This window comes from Candidatus Pelagibacter sp. HIMB1636, assembly GCF_052047675.1.
In the GTDB taxonomy this organism is placed as follows: domain Bacteria; phylum Pseudomonadota; class Alphaproteobacteria; order Pelagibacterales; family Pelagibacteraceae; genus Pelagibacter.
Genome location: NZ_JBNAJP010000001.1, coordinates 205,717 through 223,103 on the forward strand (window position 1 = coordinate 205,717; position 17,387 = coordinate 223,103).

At 32.0% G+C, this 17,387-nt stretch carries 18 protein-coding genes; all 18 read left to right on the forward strand.

The features are described from left to right. The first annotated feature begins 1 nt into the window (after window position 1). From ACTTA6_RS01045 to ACTTA6_RS01130, 18 genes are read left to right on the forward strand one after another with little or no spacing between them, the layout of a single operon-like run. Complete coding sequence (locus ACTTA6_RS01045) at window positions 2-1,042, forward strand: homocysteine S-methyltransferase family protein (protein WP_440614130.1); 1,041 nt, start codon at window positions 2-4, stop codon at window positions 1,040-1,042. After that, window positions 1,042-3,447, forward strand: a complete 2,406-nt coding sequence (locus ACTTA6_RS01050; protein WP_440614131.1) for a GcvT family protein — start codon at window positions 1,042-1,044, stop codon at window positions 3,445-3,447. The genes ACTTA6_RS01045 and ACTTA6_RS01050 overlap by 1 nt, the downstream gene beginning before the upstream one ends. Then, entirely contained in the window at window positions 3,447-4,082 is a 636-nt protein-coding gene (locus ACTTA6_RS01055) for a class I SAM-dependent DNA methyltransferase (RefSeq protein ID WP_440614132.1), read from the forward strand. Before ACTTA6_RS01050 ends, ACTTA6_RS01055 begins: the two co-directional genes overlap by 1 nt. Then, window positions 4,079-5,314 (forward strand): M24 family metallopeptidase, encoded by a 1,236-nt coding sequence (locus tag ACTTA6_RS01060; RefSeq protein ID WP_440614133.1) that lies wholly within the window; start codon window positions 4,079-4,081, stop codon window positions 5,312-5,314. Before ACTTA6_RS01055 ends, ACTTA6_RS01060 begins: the two co-directional genes overlap by 4 nt. 24 nt (window positions 5,315-5,338) lie before the next feature. After that, entirely contained in the window at window positions 5,339-5,713 is a 375-nt protein-coding gene (locus ACTTA6_RS01065; RefSeq protein ID WP_440614134.1) for a cytidyltransferase, read from the forward strand. A 6-nt stretch (window positions 5,714-5,719) separates the two neighbouring features. Further along, window positions 5,720-6,571, forward strand: a complete 852-nt coding sequence (locus tag ACTTA6_RS01070) for a HalD/BesD family halogenase (RefSeq protein ID WP_440680344.1) — start codon at window positions 5,720-5,722, stop codon at window positions 6,569-6,571. Further along, window positions 6,572-7,351 (forward strand): enoyl-CoA hydratase, encoded by a 780-nt coding sequence (locus ACTTA6_RS01075; protein ID WP_440614136.1) that lies wholly within the window; start codon window positions 6,572-6,574, stop codon window positions 7,349-7,351. 2 nt (window positions 7,352-7,353) lie between these two features. Continuing rightward, window positions 7,354-7,554: a hypothetical protein gene (locus ACTTA6_RS01080; protein ID WP_440614137.1), complete on the forward strand. Its 201-nt coding sequence runs from the start codon at window positions 7,354-7,356 to the stop codon at window positions 7,552-7,554. A 4-nt stretch (window positions 7,555-7,558) separates the two neighbouring features. Then, window positions 7,559-7,993 (forward strand): CoA-binding protein, encoded by a 435-nt coding sequence (locus tag ACTTA6_RS01085; RefSeq protein WP_440614138.1) that lies wholly within the window; start codon window positions 7,559-7,561, stop codon window positions 7,991-7,993. 4 nt (window positions 7,994-7,997) lie between these two features. Then, window positions 7,998-8,417, forward strand: coding sequence for a YeeE/YedE family protein (locus ACTTA6_RS01090; RefSeq protein ID WP_440614139.1), 420 nt, complete (start codon window positions 7,998-8,000; stop codon window positions 8,415-8,417). Then, window positions 8,414-8,833 carry a DUF6691 family protein gene (locus ACTTA6_RS01095; RefSeq protein WP_440614140.1) on the forward strand — a complete coding sequence of 140 codons (420 nt, stop codon included), beginning with the start codon at window positions 8,414-8,416 and terminating at the stop codon, window positions 8,831-8,833. The genes ACTTA6_RS01090 and ACTTA6_RS01095 overlap by 4 nt, the downstream gene beginning before the upstream one ends. A 47-nt stretch (window positions 8,834-8,880) precedes the next feature. Beyond that, window positions 8,881-10,491, forward strand: coding sequence for a hypothetical protein (locus ACTTA6_RS01100; RefSeq protein ID WP_440614141.1), 1,611 nt, complete (start codon window positions 8,881-8,883; stop codon window positions 10,489-10,491). Between the two features lie 46 nt (window positions 10,492-10,537). Then, window positions 10,538-11,107 carry an NAD(P)H-dependent oxidoreductase gene (locus tag ACTTA6_RS01105; RefSeq protein ID WP_440614142.1) on the forward strand — a complete coding sequence of 190 codons (570 nt, stop codon included), beginning with the start codon at window positions 10,538-10,540 and terminating at the stop codon, window positions 11,105-11,107. Further along, on the forward strand, window positions 11,079-11,552 hold the full coding sequence (locus tag ACTTA6_RS01110) for a hypothetical protein (RefSeq protein ID WP_440614143.1): 474 nt from the start codon (window positions 11,079-11,081) through the stop codon (window positions 11,550-11,552). The genes ACTTA6_RS01105 and ACTTA6_RS01110 overlap by 29 nt, the downstream gene beginning before the upstream one ends. Before the next feature lie 57 nt (window positions 11,553-11,609). After that, window positions 11,610-14,042 carry a GcvT family protein gene (locus ACTTA6_RS01115; protein WP_440614144.1) on the forward strand — a complete coding sequence of 811 codons (2,433 nt, stop codon included), beginning with the start codon at window positions 11,610-11,612 and terminating at the stop codon, window positions 14,040-14,042. After that, the gene (locus tag ACTTA6_RS01120; RefSeq protein ID WP_440614145.1) at window positions 14,042-14,791 is read left to right on the forward strand and encodes an electron transfer flavoprotein subunit beta/FixA family protein; all 750 of its coding nucleotides are present in this window, start codon (window positions 14,042-14,044) and stop codon (window positions 14,789-14,791) included. Before ACTTA6_RS01115 ends, ACTTA6_RS01120 begins: the two co-directional genes overlap by 1 nt. Continuing rightward, window positions 14,791-15,744 (forward strand): electron transfer flavoprotein subunit alpha/FixB family protein, encoded by a 954-nt coding sequence (locus ACTTA6_RS01125; protein WP_440680345.1) that lies wholly within the window; start codon window positions 14,791-14,793, stop codon window positions 15,742-15,744. Before ACTTA6_RS01120 ends, ACTTA6_RS01125 begins: the two co-directional genes overlap by 1 nt. Before the next feature lie 23 nt (window positions 15,745-15,767). Further along, complete coding sequence (locus ACTTA6_RS01130) at window positions 15,768-17,387, forward strand: electron transfer flavoprotein-ubiquinone oxidoreductase (RefSeq protein WP_440614147.1); 1,620 nt, start codon at window positions 15,768-15,770, stop codon at window positions 17,385-17,387.

Sequence of the window (17,387 nt, forward strand, 5' to 3'; positions counted from 1 at the left end):
TATGAAAAAAGATTTAATTACAAGGTTAAATGAGGGTCCTATCATGTGTGCAGAAGGATACCTTTTTGCAATGGAAAGAAGAGGTTATCTTTCAGCAGGTCCATTTGTTCCTGAGGTTGTGTTGGAGCATCCTGAAGTAGTAACTCAATTACATAGAGAGTTTATCAGAGCTGGTTCAGATGTAGTTCAGGCATTTACTTATTATGGTCATAGAGAAAAACTAAGAATAATTGGTAAAGAACATTTATTAGAACCAATGCAAAAAAATGCTCTTAAAATTGCAAAAGATGCAGCAGCTGAATTTAAAGATTTAGATTTGATGGTTTGTGGAGATGTTGCAAACACAAACGTGTTTGATCCAGGTGATGCAAATACTCATAAGCAGTGTCAACAGATGTATGAGGAGCAAGTTGCTTGGGCAAAAGAGGCTGGAGTTGATTTTGTTATTGCTGAAACAATTAGTTGGACTGATGAAATGAAAATTGCATTAAAAGCAATTAAGGATGCTGGGCTAATTGCAGTTTGTAATTTTGCAATTCCCAGAGGCGATAAAACTAGAGAAGGACATAGTGCTGAAGATGCATGTAAGATTGTGGAAGATCTAGGTGCCGATGTAGTTGGTCTAAATTGTTATAGAGGACCAGAGATGACGATGAAACTTTTAAAAAAAGTTAGAGACAAAGTTTCTTGTCATGTATCAGGGCTTCCCGTTCCTTACAGAACTACTGAGGAAGAACCTGGTTTTTTAAATATTACCGATCATGGTTGTGATTGTATTCCTGGTGGAAATGCATTCCCTGTAGCTTTAGATAATTTATTTTGTAACAGATTTGAAATGGCAGAATTTGCAAAAGATTGTGTTCAGAATAAAATAAATTTTATTGGTATATGTTGTGGTGCTGAAGCTCATCATGTCAGAGAAATGTCTGTTGCAATTGGTAAAAAACCAATTTCAATGAAATACATGCCGGACATGAGCAAACATTTTCATCATGGTACTGATAAATCTTTAAAAAAAGTAAATAAAGAAATTAAATATTAATGGAAAAGCATGCCAAAGTTGTAATCATAGGTGGCGGTGTAGTTGGGTGTTCTATTCTTTACCATTTATCTAAATTTGGATTAAAAGATTGTATTTTACTTGAAAGAAATGAATTAACATCAGGTTCTTCGTGGCATGCTGCTGGAAATGTTCATGTAATTTCTTCTGACCCAAATATCTCTCGGATGATGGCTTACACAATTGGTTTATATAAAGAGATTGAAAAAGAGTCTGGTCATTCAACAGGATTTAAACCTAGTGGAGGTTTTTACTTAGCTTCAAACGAAGTATGGGCTGATTATTTAAAGAGAGAAAGATCAAAAGCAAGATACATGGGTCTTGATCAAGAATTTATTTCTTTAGAAGAAGTAAAAAAGAAACATCCGTTAATTGATCCTTCTAGATACTTGTTGGCATTATGGGATCCTATTGATGGTGAAGTTGATCCATCAGGAGTTACTTATGCTTTTGCAAAAGCTGCAAAAGTTCATGGTGGAAAATATTATACCCACACTGTCGTAAAAGACACAAAACAAAAAGAAGATGGAACCTGGGATGTATTTACTGAAAAAGGAAACATTAATGCTGAAATAGTAATTAATGCGGGTGGTTTATGGGCAAGAGAAGTTGGTCAATTAGCAGGATTAAATCTTCCAGTTCAGCCAATGGAACACCACTATTTAATCACCGAACCTATTCCAGAAATTGAAGCAATGGGTGACCAAAGATTGCCTATCGGAACAGATTTTGAAGGAAATATTTATTTTAGACAAGAAGGAAAAGGAATGTTGCTTGGAACTTATGAACCAAAATCTACTCCCTGGAAAGTACAAGGAACACCAATGAATTTTGGTCATGAATTATTGGAACCGAAATTAGATAATATTGAAGATCGATTAGCAATTGGGTTTGAGAGAATGCCTGCCTTAGAGCGTGCAGGAATAAAAAATATAGTTAATGGACCATTTACTTTTGGTCCAGACGGGAGTCCTTTGATTGGTCCTGTACCAGGAATGAAAAATTATTGGGTTGCAGTTGGTGTGATGGCTGGATTTTGCCAAGGGGGTGGAGTTGGAAAATGTATAGCTGAATGGATTATTGACGGTGAGCCTTCCATTGATGTTTGGGCAATGGATGTTGCAAGATTTGGAGATTATGCATCTCCTCAATATGGAACAATAAAATCTTCAGAAAATTATGAAAGAAGATTTATTATGACATTTCCCAATGAAACTTTACCAAAAGGAAGAAAACAAAAAACTACAGCACTTTATGATCGTTTTGTTAATCAAGGAGCTATGATGGGAGATAGTTTTGGATTAGAAAATGTTTTGTGGTTTGCAAATAATAAAGAAGATGCTCATGAAGAACCAACAATAAAAAGATCAAGATCACATGATTATGTTTCAAAAGAAGTTATTAATGTAAGAGAAAACGTTGGTTTGATTGAAGTTGCAAATTTTTCAAAACATGAATTCAAAGGCCCAGATGCGAGAAAATTTTTAGATCATATAATGGCTGGAAGACTTCCCAAACCTGGAAGAATATCTTTATCACCAATGTTATCTTATAGAGGAAAATTGTGTGGAGATTTAACAGTTGCTTGTTTGGATGAAAATGAATTCATGGTATTTGGATCTGGTGCTGCTCAAGAAATGCACAGACGTTGGTTTGAAAGTCACTTAGATAAATTTAATTTAAATTATAAAAATAGATCTGATGAGTTTCATGGATTATCAATTGCAGGACCTAATTCAAGAAAGGTTTTAGAAAAAATAGTAAGAGATGATGTTTCAAATGAAAAATTTAAGTTTAGAGACTCGAGAAGAATGTTTGTTGGTGGAGTTCCTGCACTAGTAAATAGAATTTCATTCACTGGAGAACTTGGTTACGAAATATATGTAGCACCTCATTATCAATTAAAATTATATGAAGAACTAGTTGAAGCTGGAAAAGAATTTAATATTAAACCCTTTGGTGGAAGAGCATTAATGTCGATGAGGCTTGAGAAAAATTGGGGAGCTTGGACATTAGATTATAGACCAGATTTTACTGCTAAAGAAACAGGATTAGATGTTTTTATCAATTGGGATAAAGAATTTATAGGTAAAGAAAATGCACAAAAGGAAAACTCTTCAAACAAACTTATACCTTTAATTGTTGAAACTAATGATATTGATGTAACAAATAATGAAGCTGTTATGAATGGAGATCAAAGTATAGGTTACGTTACTTCAGGTGGTTTTGCACATTTTGTAAACAAGAGTGTTGCCTTTACTTTTGTAGATCAGGATAAATTTAAATCTGAAAATAAAGTGCAAGTAGAGATAAATGGAGATTTATTTAATTGCTCAATTATTAAAGAACCACTTTATGATCCAAGTGGTCAAAAAATGAGAAGTTAATGCCTGATCAAGAAAAAGACGTATCTAAAAATTTAAACATTTATAAGTTGGACAAAACAGAAGACGTGATGAATTATTACGCAGATTGGGCTGAAAATAACAAATATAATAAGGACATGATTGATTGGAATTATACAGGTCCAAAAGAAACAGCTGCAGCTTTTAAAAAACATCAGCAAAATAAAGATGCATTAATACTCGATGCAGGTTGTGGTACAGGGCTAGTTGCGCAAGAATTAGAGAAATTTGGGTTTAATAATTTTCATGGAATAGATTTATCGCAAGATCTTTTAAATTCAGTTCCAAAAAATCTTTACAAAAAATTAAGTAAATTAGATTTAAATAAAGAAATTCCTGAAGCAGATAATACTTATGATAGTGTGTTATGCGTTGGAACCTTCACATTTGGTCATGTCAAAAATAATGCTCTAGATGAGTTTTTAAGAATTACCAAATCAGGTGGCTATATAGGCTTCACTATAAATGAGGGTATTTTTAAGAAATATAGTTTTGATACTAAAATAGATCAATTTAAACAGAACAAATTGTGGGAAGAAAAGGATTTCTTTAAATCAGATTACATTGCTAGTAAAAATGTAAACGCATGGTTAGGAATTTATAAAGTTACAAAATGAGATTTAGTAGAAAAATAGCTCCAGAATTTAAACCAAAACAGAATTTTATTACCAAAAAAAGATTAAGAGAAGATGAAATAGATTTTGATAAACTTAGATCATATCGTTTAGATAGAGTTAGAAAAGAATTAGAAAAAAATAATTTAGAAGCTTGCTTTTTATTTGATCCAGTAAATCTTCGATATGCATTAGACACAGTAAACATGAGTGTTTATAATATGCATAATTTAACTCGATACTGCTTTGTTCCAGTTAATGGTCCAGTAATTCTTTATGAATATTTTAATTGTGAAAAGTTATCTGAGCATCTTCATCTCATAGATGAATTGAGACCAGCAATAACTTGGGATTATTTTAGTAACGGAGATCAATCTGAAGAGGAATTAAAAAAATGGATTAATGAAGTTAAAGATTTATCTAAATCATATTTTAAATCAAAAAAAATTGCCATTGATGTTTTAAACGGTCCTGCGGTTTCTGCGTTAAATAAAGAACAAATTCAAGTGGTTGATGCTAAATTAATTTTAGAACAAGCAAGAGTAATTAAATCATCTGAAGAAATTAAATGTATGAGATCAGCAATAGATGTTGCTGAAATGGGCATTGTTAAAATGAGAGAACAATTAAAACCAGGAATGACAGAAAATGAGTTATGGTCAATTCTTCATCAAACAAATATAGAAAATTATGGTGAATGGATTGAGTGTAGATTATTAGCGTCAGGAGAAAGAACAAATCCTTGGATGCAAGAATGTGGAAACAAAGTCATTCAAGATGGTGAACTAGTTGCTTTTGACACAGACATGGTAGGACCTTATGGATACTGTGCAGATATTTCTAGAGCATTTGTAGTTGGTAATAAATTTAATAAGGAACAAAAAAAATTATATTCAATGGCTGTTGAACAAATAGATTACAATTCAAGACTAATTAAAGATGGTTTATCTTTTAAAGAATTCACAGATAAATCATGGGTTTTACCTGAAGATTACTACCCAAATAGATACTCTGTAATGGTACATGGAATAGGTCTTTGCGATGAGTGGCCTGCAATTAGATATCCAACAGATGGTGGTGAACGTAGTGGAATGTTTCAAAAAAATATGACTATAACAGTTGAGAGTTATATTGGTAAAGTAGGTGGTAAAGAAGGTGTTAAACTTGAGCAACAATACCTTATAGGTGAAAATGGACTTGAATTAATGTCCCATCATCCGTTAGAAGATATTTAATACAAATAAAATTTAGGAGAAATAATGAAATATCAATGGGACAATAAAAAACCTACAGCACAAATGTTAGGAAGATGGCAACCCTTCCATGATGGACACTATAAACTGTTTAAAGAGATAATAAAAAAAACAGGACAAGTTTGCATCCAAATAAGAGACGTACAAGGTGTTGATGATAATCCATTTGATTTTGAAACTGTAAAAAAAAATATTGAAGAAAGATTAAATCCTGAATTTGAAGGTCAATTTAAAATTATGTTGGTTCCTAATATTACAAATATTTGTTATGGAAGAGGCGTTGGTTACAAAATTGAGGAAATAGTTTTAGATGAGGAAACTCAAAAAATCTCAGCAACTAAAATTAGAGCTCAAATGAGAGAAGAGGGTAAATTAAAATAATTTTTAATGAACGATAGATTAAACACTATTGTCGATTTAAAAAAATATCCTATTCACGATTTAAATTCTCCAATTATTAAGAATTTAGTAAAAAAATGTAAGGAAGAACTAGATCAATATAGTTGTTCAACTATCCCGAATTTTATTTTGCCTAAATCTTTAGAGGTGATGAATACAGAATTAGAAAAACAACTTGATGAAGTTTATATGTCAAAAGAAAGCATCAATGCATATCTTTATGCTAAAGATGATCCAAGTTTACCTGCAAAACATCCAAAGAGAAATTTTATGGAAAGGTATAATGGATATTTAAATTCAGATTGTTTTCCGAAAAATTCAGAAATGAAATATCTTTATGAAACTGAAGAACTTTTAAAATTTGTTTCTGCATGTTTAGGCATTTCTCCTATTTATAGATGGGCAGATCCTTTGGCTTGTCATGCGTACAATGTTATGAAACCTGATGGAATTCTTCCCTGGCATTTTGATAGTTGTGAATTTACTCTAAGCTTGATGATTCAGAAACCTGAAAAAGGAGGTGTTTTTGAATATTGTCCAAATATTAGAGCACCAGGAAACGAAAATTTTGATGAGGTTAAAAAAGTTTTAGAAGGAGACCGATCAAGAGTAAGGCAGCTTAAGTTAGAACCAGGAGATCTTCAAATTTTTAAAGGAAGATTTACTCTTCATAGAGTTACAAAAGTAGAAGGTCAAAAATCTAGATATATGTGTATTCCTGCTTATGTTTTAGATCCCTACAGAGTAAATACTCCAGAACACTCAAAAGCAATTTATGGTAAAGTTTTACCAATTCATATAGAAAGAAATCAGGCTAGATCCGATGGATTAACTGATTAAATGACTAGTAATATTAAAATAAAGAGAATTAATTCTGAGATTTCATCAATAATAATTGATGAACCAAAAACATATAATTCTCTTTCATTTAAAAATCTTTCCGATTTATTAAAATCATTAAAAAAATTAGATGCTGATAAAAAAACTAAAGTAATAATCATAGAGGGCGCAGGAAAAGGATTTAGTGCTGGCCATAATCTAAAAGAAGTCAGAAGTCTAAAAAAAAAAGATAAATATCAAAAGTTATTTAATCTTTGCTCTAAGGTTATGTTACAAATTGTTGAAGGAAAAAAACCAGTTATTGCAAAGGTTCATGGGGCAGCTTTTGCAGCAGGCTGTCAGTTAGTTGCAAGTTGTGATCTCGCATATAGCACCAAAGACGCTTTATTCGCGACACCTGGTGTAAATATTGGATTGTTTTGCAGCACACCAATGGTGGCGGTTAGTAGAAAAATTAATCGTAAACCAATGATGGAGATGCTTTTAACAGGAGAACCTATTAAAGCAAATTATGCAAAAGAAATTGGTTTAATAAATAATCATTTTTCTAAATCAAAATTAAACGATGAAGTTTTAAAAGTAGCAAAAAAAATTGGATCGAAATCTAATTTGACCATTAAAATCGGAAAACAGGCTTTTTATAAGCAATTAGAAATGCCTCTAAGAAATGCTTATGCATACACTAGCAAAATGATGACTGTTAATATGATGGCAATGGATGCCAAAGAAGGCATCTCGGCCTTCTTAGAAAAAAGACAACCAAATTGGAAACATAAATAATAATGAAGAATAAAAAAAATATACTCATTATTTTATTTATTATTTTTGGAATGTACTTTGTATTAAATTTTAAAGATCATAATTTTAAAAGAGCAGTAGATGCTTGTATTGCAGGAAGTCAAAAATTATCTGAGACTAAAATTGCTGATTTGAATGCAGCAAGAAAATTCTGCGAAGAACAAATTAAAAAAGAAAACAAATAACTAAATGAGTGACATAAAGAGAATTTTAGAAAATTCTAAATCTATAGCGATGATTGGTGTTAGTAATGATTTAAAAAAACCTTCAACTATTGTTATGAAATATATGCAAGAGTATGGTTATAAAGTTTATCCAGTTAACCCATCAGCTAAGGGTAAAAAAATTTTAGGTGAAGAAGTGTATGCTTCGATAACAGAGATTAAAGATCCTATTGACATTGTAGATGTTTTTAGACCTTCTAAAGAAGCCTTTGGCATAGCTGAAGATACTGTGAAAATTGGTGCTAAGGTATTATGGTTACAACTTGGAATAAGAGACGAAAATGCTAAGTCACTTGTAGAAAAAAATAATATAGAATATGTAGAAAACAAATGTACTAAAATGGAATATCAAAAATATTTTTTAAAAGTAAGACAAGCTTTTCCTGTTTTGAGTAATTAATTTTATGAACATAGTAAATTTTACACCAATTCCAGCTTTTACTGGTGGATTGATCATTGGTTTAGCAGTGGTGGTGTTTTTTTTACTGAACGGCCGTTTAGTGGGAATTAGTGGTATCGCAAGTAATGCGTTAACAGAGAAAGAAAATAAATTTGATAATTTATTATTCTTGTTAGGTTTAATTATTGCACCATTTATTTACTCCTTATTTTCTAATGGAGGAATTAACATTAGTATTTCTAATTCTTATGTCTTGATGATAGCAGCAGGTTTGTTGGTTGGAATCGGAACACGGATCAGTGGTGGTTGTACAAGTGGACACGGTATAAGTGGTATTGGAAGATTTTCTTTAAGATCAATTATTGCAACAGTTACATTTATGATTATTGGAATATTAACTGTATTTATAAAAAATTTATTATGAACAAATTAGCTTCCCTTCTTTCAGGTATAATATTTGGTATCGGTTTAGTGATATCTGAAATGGTTAATCCAGCAAAAGTATTAGGCTTTTTGGATTTATTTGGAAATTGGGATCCATCTCTTGCATTTGTGATGATGGGAGCTTTGGTTGTTTCATCTCCTATGTTTCATATAATTAAGAAAAAAGAAAAACCATTACTCGCAGAGAAATTTAATTATTCAAATAACAAAACAATTAATAATCAGTTAATATTAGGTTCAGCTTTATTTGGTGCTGGATGGGGATTAGGAGGATTATGTCCTGGTCCAGCTATAACTTCTGTTGCTTTATTGAATATTTACTCAATAACTTTTGTTGTTTCAATGTTTATAGGATTTTACTTAGTTAAATCATTCAATTTAAACTCCTCAAGATAAATTTATAATTTTTCTTAATTGTTTATAATGAGCAGAAATAATTTTTTATGGATAAAGTATTAAAATTTTTAGACAGCACTTTTTTAGATTTAGGTCGACAATTTAAATGGACTTATTTTCCTCCTTTGATGGTTTATGTTGCGGCTGGTATTTCTGGATTAACTGGAATAGTTGGAACTTTTTTTGTTAAAGACTACTTAAATTTATCTGCAGCTTTTTTAGCTGGACTTGGGTTTTGGGCTGGAATTCCATGGGCATTAAAAATGCCTTTAGGTCATTTAGTTGACCTTATATGGGATAGAAAAAATTATATGGTTTACTTTGGCGCTTCTTTAATCGCTTTAAGTTTGCTGATTATGTATGGACTTATAATTCATACAGAAGACATGTCTGAAATTTTCACAGTTGAGACTTGGTTTGTGATTAGCGTAATTTTAGCACCTGTTGGTTATGTAATTCAAGATGTTGTTGCTGATGCTATGACTGTTGAAGCTGTCCCACTAACTGATGAGAGTGGAAATGATTACAGTAAAGATCAAGTTAAAATTATGCATACAACAATGCAAACCCTTGGTCGTTTTGCAATTATTGGAGGCACTGTTTTAGTTGCGTTGGTGAATGTAATTTTATTTAGAGATGCAGATAGCCTAGAACAGTCTGCTAAAATTGCTCTATACGGTAAAATTTATTTATATGCGTTAGTTATTCCAGTTGTTTCAATCTTAGGGGTATTTTTAGCAAAATATTTAAGGAATAAGAAAATTCAAAATTTAAAATCTAAAGGACTTGAATTTAAAGAAGAAAGAGGAACTGAGAAAACAAAAATTAATTGGTGGATCCTTGGAGGAAGCTTAATTTTTGTTATTTTCACTTTATCTATCGGATCGTTCAAAGTTCCTTTTGCACAAGAAATTGTTTTCATTGGTTCAGTTATCATAATTTTATTTTTGATGTTTAAACTCATTAAAGAGTTGCCAGAGAATTTAAGGTTAACAATTGTTGGTACTGCAGTAATTATATTTATATTTAGAGCAATGCCTGGTCCTGGTCCTGGTCTGACGTGGTTTGAAATTGATGAACTTGGTTTTAATGAACAATTTTTTTCAATTTTGTCTTTACTGGCATCAATTTTAACATTGGCTGGAATTGTTTTATTGAGACCTTTTATGGCCAATAACTCAATTGCAAAAATTATTGTTGTATTAAGTATAGCTGGTGCAATTTTATTTTTACCAAGTGTTGGAATGTATTATGGATTTCATAATTGGACCGCTTCAATAACAGTTGGTGTAGTTGATGCTAAATTTATAGCGATACTAAATACAGCTTTAGAGTCTCCATTAGGTCAGGTATCAATGATACCTTTATTAGCTTGGATTGCTAAAAATGCCCCTTCACATCTTAAAGCAACTTTTTTTGCAGTATTTGCTTCTTTTACAAATTTAGCTCTTTCCGCAAGTGCTTTAGGAACAAAATATTTAAATCAAATTTTTACAGTTACTAGAGAAGTAAAAGATAAAGTTTCAGGAGAAATTCAAACTACTGCTGATTATTCAGAGCTTGGGATATTGTTAATTGTTGTAACTTTACTTACACTTATTTTGCCTATTTTATTTGTCTATATAATTAACAATAGTAAGTACAAAACCTCAGAATAAACAATAATTTTATAGTTTTTTTGGTTTTTTTTGTTAATTAAAAATTATGAAAAAAATTTTCCTAGTTTACGGTCATTATAATGAAAATTCATTTAACGCAGCAATTAAAGATGAATTTATCAAACACTCTGAATTAAAAGGTAACAAAGTAGACGTTGTAGATTTATACAAAGAAAAATTTGATCCTGTATTTGCTGGAGAAGACCCAAGTGCTGAAGTCTTAGATCATCGTAAGAGAATAGAAGAGTGTGATACAATTGTATTAGTTGCGCCAATATGGAATTTTAGAATGCCAGCAATTGTTGAAGGATGGATTGATAAAGTGTTGGCACCACCATGGGCATTTAGATTTAAGCAACTAGTTGGAAACTATGGTTATCCAATTGGTAATTTAAGAAAAAAAAAAGCAGTAATTTTTTGCACATATGGTTCACCAAGACTAGCTATCACTACATTTTTTTTAAATTTACCGATTAGACGACTTAAAAGAGGGGTATTTCATATGTGTGGCATATATAACATTACCTATCGAAGATATTTTGCAGTACCTTTTGTAAGTGACTCAAAAAGACAAGAGTTCTTAGAAGATGTTAGAAAAACTGCGAATAATATTTAGCACTTTATTAATTTTATTATTAACTACTGTTTATTCATATTCAGAGTTAGTAAACCCAAACAAAAACATTACGCCAAAAGAAGTTGTTGAAATTCAACTTAATGGTCTCAAACAAAATGATTTAGAATATAAAGATAGAGGGATAGAGCAAACCTGGACCTTTGCTCACCCTAATAATAAAAAAGTAACAGGTCCCCTAGGTAATTTTAAGCGAATGATCAAAGGAGCCTCATATAAAATGATGATTAATCATCTAAGTCACACTATCACAGAGCTAGGCAGTAGTGACAAATGGGCCCAATTTGAGGTCATCATTTTAGATAAGGACAAAATTTATCACAAGTTCAATTGGCAGGTTGAAAAATATACAGACGATGGAGTTTTAAAAGATTGCTGGTTGACCACAATGGTCTCAAGTCCAATTCCACTCGGCAGCTCAATTTGATTATCCACAGATACATTTTTGTTTCGTTACTAATAAAAATTTAGTAGGAATCACGAAATGAAAACAAAAACTAAAGTCGTAGTAGTTGGTGGTGGAGTAGTTGGTGTCAGTGCTCTTTATCATTTAGCAAAAAAAGGTTGGTCTGATGTAGTCCTTGTTGAGAGAAAAGAATTAACCTCAGGTTCAACTTGGCATGCAGCAGGTTTATTGCCGTTATTTAATATGAGTTACTCTGTAGGTCAGCTACATAAGTATGCAGTAAATCTTTATAAAACTTTAGAAGAAGAAACTGGAAAAAATGTTGGCTTTAGTGTTGTTTCAAATATTCGTTTGGCAAGTACAAAAGATAGAATGGATGAGTACCATCAGTACGCAGGTGTCGCTCGAACGATTGGAGTAGATGTAAAATTTTTAACTCCACAACAAGTAAAAGAAATTTGGCCTCTATGTCATACAGATGATTTAGTTGGAGCAATTCAACACCCAGAAGATGGATACATCCAACCAGCAGATTTAACACAAGCTTTAGCTACTGGTGCAAGAAATATGGGAGCAGAGATTTATAGAAACACAACTGTTCTATCAATGAGACAAACAAAAGATGGATGGATTGTTGAAACAGATAAAGGATCAATAGAGTGTGAACATGTAATTTCTTGTTCTGGAAATTTTGCAAGACAAACTGGTGAAATGGTTGGATTAGATATTCCAGTTATTCCTGTTGAGCATCAATATATCGTGACTGAACCTCATCCTTTAATTCAACAAAGAAAAAAAGATGGTTTACCAGAAATGGGAGTTTTAAGAGATAGCGATAGCAGATGGTATATGAGAGAAGAAGCGGGTGGATTAATTTTAGGACCTTATGAAGATGGTGCACCAGCATGTTATGTAGAAGGACCGTCAAAGAATTCTGAATATGAATTATTTCAAGAAGATTTAGATAGATTAGCTCCACATATTGAGGGAGCAATACATAGAGTTCCAGCTTTCGGAGAAGTTGGAGTTAAGAAAGTTTATAATGGAGCAATTTGTTATACACCTGATGGAAATCCAATTGTTGGACCTGCTTGGGGATTAAAGAATTTTTGGATTAATGAAGGTCATAGTTTCGGAATAACTGCAGCAGGTGGTGCTGGTTGGCAACTTGCAGAATGGATTGTAGATGGTGAACCAACAATTGATATGTTGGGAGTTGAGCCAAGACGATATGGAAACTATGCAACAAAATCTTATTTGAAGGCTAAAAATGAAGAAGCTTATAGTCATGTTTTTATAGTTCACTATCCAGATGAAGAAAGACCTGCAGCAAGACCTTTAAGAACAGCTCCATGTTACGAAAGAATGAAAAATTTAGGAGCAGTTTTTGGACAAAAATTTGGATGGGAAAGACCTAACTTTTTTGCAACGGATGGAATGGAACAAAAAGATGATTGGTCGTTTAGAAGATCAAAATGGTTTGATGCAATTAAAAAAGAATGTCAAAACGTAAAAGAAAATGTTGGTCTTTTAGATATGACTGCTTTTGCAAAATGCAGAATAAGAGGACCTAAAGCAGAGGAATTTTTAGATTATTTAGTTGCAAACAAACTTCCAAAAAAAATTGGAAGAATAAATCTATGCCACGCATTAAATACCAAAGGTGGTGTGCACTCAGAATTTACAATCATGAAGGAAGCAGAGAATAGTTATTACTTAGTATCAGCTGGAGCAAATTTAAGATTAGATCATGACTGGATTCAAAAATGGATGCCAGATGACGGATCTGTAATTTTTGAGGATTTAACAAATAGCACAGGTGTATTGGTAGTAGCTGGACCTAAAGCAAGACAACTAATGCAAAAAGTTTCAACAGATGATTTTTCTAATAATAACTTTAAATGGTTAACAGCAAAAAATGTGAATGTAGGATATGCACCAGTTAATGCCATGAGAGTAAATTTTGTTGGTGAACTTGGATGGGAACTTCATCATCCAATCGAGTATCAAAATCATATTTTTGATAAATTAATGGAAGCTGGTAAAGATTTAGGAATTAAACCATTCGGCATAAGAGCAATGAATAGTTTAAGAGTTGAAAAATCTTACAAATTAGTTGGAACAGAATTGTCGATTGAATATTCTCCATACGAATCTGGACTAGATAGATTTATTCACCCAAATAAAGGAAACTTTATTGGTTTAGAGGCACTTAATAAATGGAGAGAAAAAGGTTTTGATAATAAATTAGTAACTTTAGAAGTTCACAATACTAAAGATGCAGATGTTCTAGGAAATAATCCTATATTTAAAGACGGTGAAGTTGTTGGAAGAGCAACAGGTGGTGAGTTTGGGTTTAGATTAGATAAATCAATTGCTCTAGCAATGGTAAAACCTGATTGTTCTAATGTGGGCGACAAATTACAAGTTGATATATTGGGTGAAATGTATGACGCTACCGTTTTAGATGAAAGTCCATATGATTCAGAAAATAATTTGTTGAGAGCTTAATGAAAATCTTAGTAGCAGTAAAAAGAGTTATTGATTACAACGTTCAAATCAGAGTTAAAGAGGATGGCACTGGTGTAGTTACAGACAACGTAAAAATGTCAACCAATCCACCAGATGATAATGCAATCGAAGAGGCAGTAAAAATTAAAGAAGCAGGAAAGGCAACTGAAGTGGTTGCAATAACTGTAGGTGAAGAAAAAGCTCAAGAAACTGTTAGAAAGGCTTTAGCAGTTGGAGCAGATAGAGGAATTCATGTTAAAGCAGATGGAAAACTAGAACCTTTAGCTGTTTCAAAAATTTTACAAAAGATTGTTGAAAAAGAAAATCCAGATTTAGTTTTTATGGGAAAACAAGCAATTGATGATGATTGTAATCAAACAGGTCAAATGTTGAGTGCATTATTAAATTGGCCACAAGCAACTTTTGCATCAAAGATTGATATAAAAGATAATAAGCTAGAAGTTACTAGAGAAATAGATGAGGGACTTGAAACAATTGAAATAAATGTTCCTGCTATTGTAACTTGCGATTTAAGATTAAATGAACCAAGATACGCTTCTCTTCCAAACATTATGAAGGCAAAGAAAAAACCAATTGAAGAAATTTCTGCATCTGATCTAGGTATTGATACTTCTCCAAGAGTAGAGCAAATTAAAGTAGAAGAGCCACCAAAAAGAAAAGCGGGCATTAAAGTGGCGAATGTAGCAGAATTAGTTCAAAAATTAAAAAATGAGGCAAAGGTAATATAATGGCAGTTTTACTTATAGCAGAGCATAATAATAAAGAGTTAAGACCATTTACATTTAATGCGGCTACAGCCGCTTCACAAATTGATAGCGAAGTTCATGCTGTGATAATTGGAAATGATAGTGCAGAGGCATCAAAACAATTATCAGAACTTCCAGTAATTAAAAAAGTATTAAGTGTTGAAGCACCACACTATGAAAATTTCATTGCAGAAAATTTTGCTCCAGTTGTGGTTAATTTAGCAGAAAATTATTCTCATATCATTTGTTCAGCAAATACATTTGGTAAAAATTTAATGCCAAGAATTGCAGCTCATCTTGATACCTCACAAGTTAGTGACATTATAAAAGTAATATCTTCTGATACTTTTGTTAGACCAATTTATGCTGGGAATGCTTTTGCAACAGTTAAAAGTAATGATGCAAAAAAATGTGTAACTATTAGACCAACTTCATTTGATCCTTGTGAAAGCTCAGGAGGTTCAGCACCAATTGAGAAAATTGATGCTGGTGAAGAATTTTCAAATACAAAATTTATAAAAAGAGAAGAAATTAAATCTGATAGACCTGAACTAGGTACAGCTAGAATTGTTGTATCAGGTGGAAGAGGAATGCAAAGTGGAGATAACTTTAGGTTAATTACTGAAATTGCTGATAAGCTTGGAGCAGCTATTGGAGCATCAAGAGCTGCAGTTGATGCAGGTTATATAAGCAATGATCATCAAGTTGGGCAAACCGGAAAAGTTGTCGTGCCAGATTTATACATAGCTGTTGGAATATCAGGAGCAATTCAGCATTTAGCGGGCATGAAAGAAAGTAAAGTCATAGTTGCAATTAATAAAGATGGTGAGGCCCCAATTTTTAGCGTTGCTGATTATGGTCTTGAAGCAGATCTCTTCGAAGCTTTGCCTCAGTTCATGGAAGAGCTGAACAAATTAAACACTATACAAAAATAATCCTTACAGTTAAAAATTACATTATGTCTAGAGAATCTATGGAATATGATGTTGTAATCATTGGTGGTGGCCCATCAGGATTAGCGACTGCAATTAAATTAAAACAATTAGATTCAAATTTAAATGTTTGTTTGCTTGAAAAAGCTTCAGAAATAGGAGCTCATATTTTGAGTGGGAATGTTTTTGAAACAAGAGCTCTAGATGAGTTATTACCTAATTGGAGAGAACTTAACTCGCCAATTAAAACAAAAGTAACAAAAGAAAAATTTTTATTTTTAGGAAAAACAAAATCTTTAAGTTGGCCAACTTGGCTTTTGCCAGCAGTTCAACAAAATCATAAAAATTATATTATTAGTTTAGCTAACTTATGTAGATGGTTAGCTGAACAAGCAGAAGATTTGGGTGTAGAAATTTTTCCAGGTTTCCCAGCAAATGAAATTTTATATAACGATGACGGGTCTGTTAAAGGAGTAGCTACCCAAGATATGGGTATAGATAAAGAGGGTAACAAAAAAGATAGTTTTGAACCAGGCATTGAGCTATTAGGAAAAGTAACAGTTTTTGCTGAAGGTTGCAGAGGTCATCTAGGAAAACAATTAATTCAAAAATTTGATCTGAGTAATGGAAAAGATCCTCAGCAATATGGAATTGGTTTTAAAGAAATTTGGGAAATAGAAGAGAAAAATCATGAAGAAGGACTAGTAATGCATACAGCTGGATGGCCACTTGATAACAACACTTATGGCGGAAGTTTTATGTATCACGCTGAAAATAAACAAGTATTTTTAGGTTATGTAATTGGATTAGATTACAAAAATCCACATTTATCTCCATACGATGAGTTTCAAAGATTTAAAACTCATCCAGTAATTAAAAAAATTATAGAGGGAGGAAAAAGAATTTCATATGGTGCAAGAGCATTAATCGAGGGAGGATTTCAAAGTTTACCTAAAATGTTTATGCCAGGTGCTTTACTAGTAGGATGTGATGCTGGTACATTAAATATGCCTAAAATTAAAGGCTCTCATACTGCAATGAAAAGTGGAATGATTGCAGCTGAAACTATTAATGAACACTTAAAAGAAAACAAAGATTTATCTAATTATGAAGATAAATTTAAAAAAAGTTGGTTATATGAAGAATTATTTGAGGCCAGAAATGTAAAACCTAGTTTTAGCTGGGGATTAATTTTGGGGATTATCTTTACAGGTATTGATCAAATATTATTTAGAGGAAAACTTCCTTTTACACTTAAACATAAGCATGCAGATCACGAAACATTAAAACCTGCAAGTCAAATGCCTAAAATAGATTACCCAAAGTATGATAATGTTATAACTTTTGATAAGACTAGCTCAGTTTATCTTACAGGAACTAATCATGCTGATAATCAACCAGTCCATTTACAACTTAAAGATCCTGATTTACCAATCAAATACACTTTAGAAAAATTTGATGAACCTGCACAAAGATATTGTCCTGCTGGAGTATACGAAGTGCAGAAAGAAAATGATGATAATAAGTTTATAATTAACTCGCAAAATTGTATTCACTGTAAAACTTGCGATATTAAAGAACCTTCACAAAATATAACTTGGGTGACACCAGAAGGTGGTGGTGGACCAAGATATGGAAATATGTAA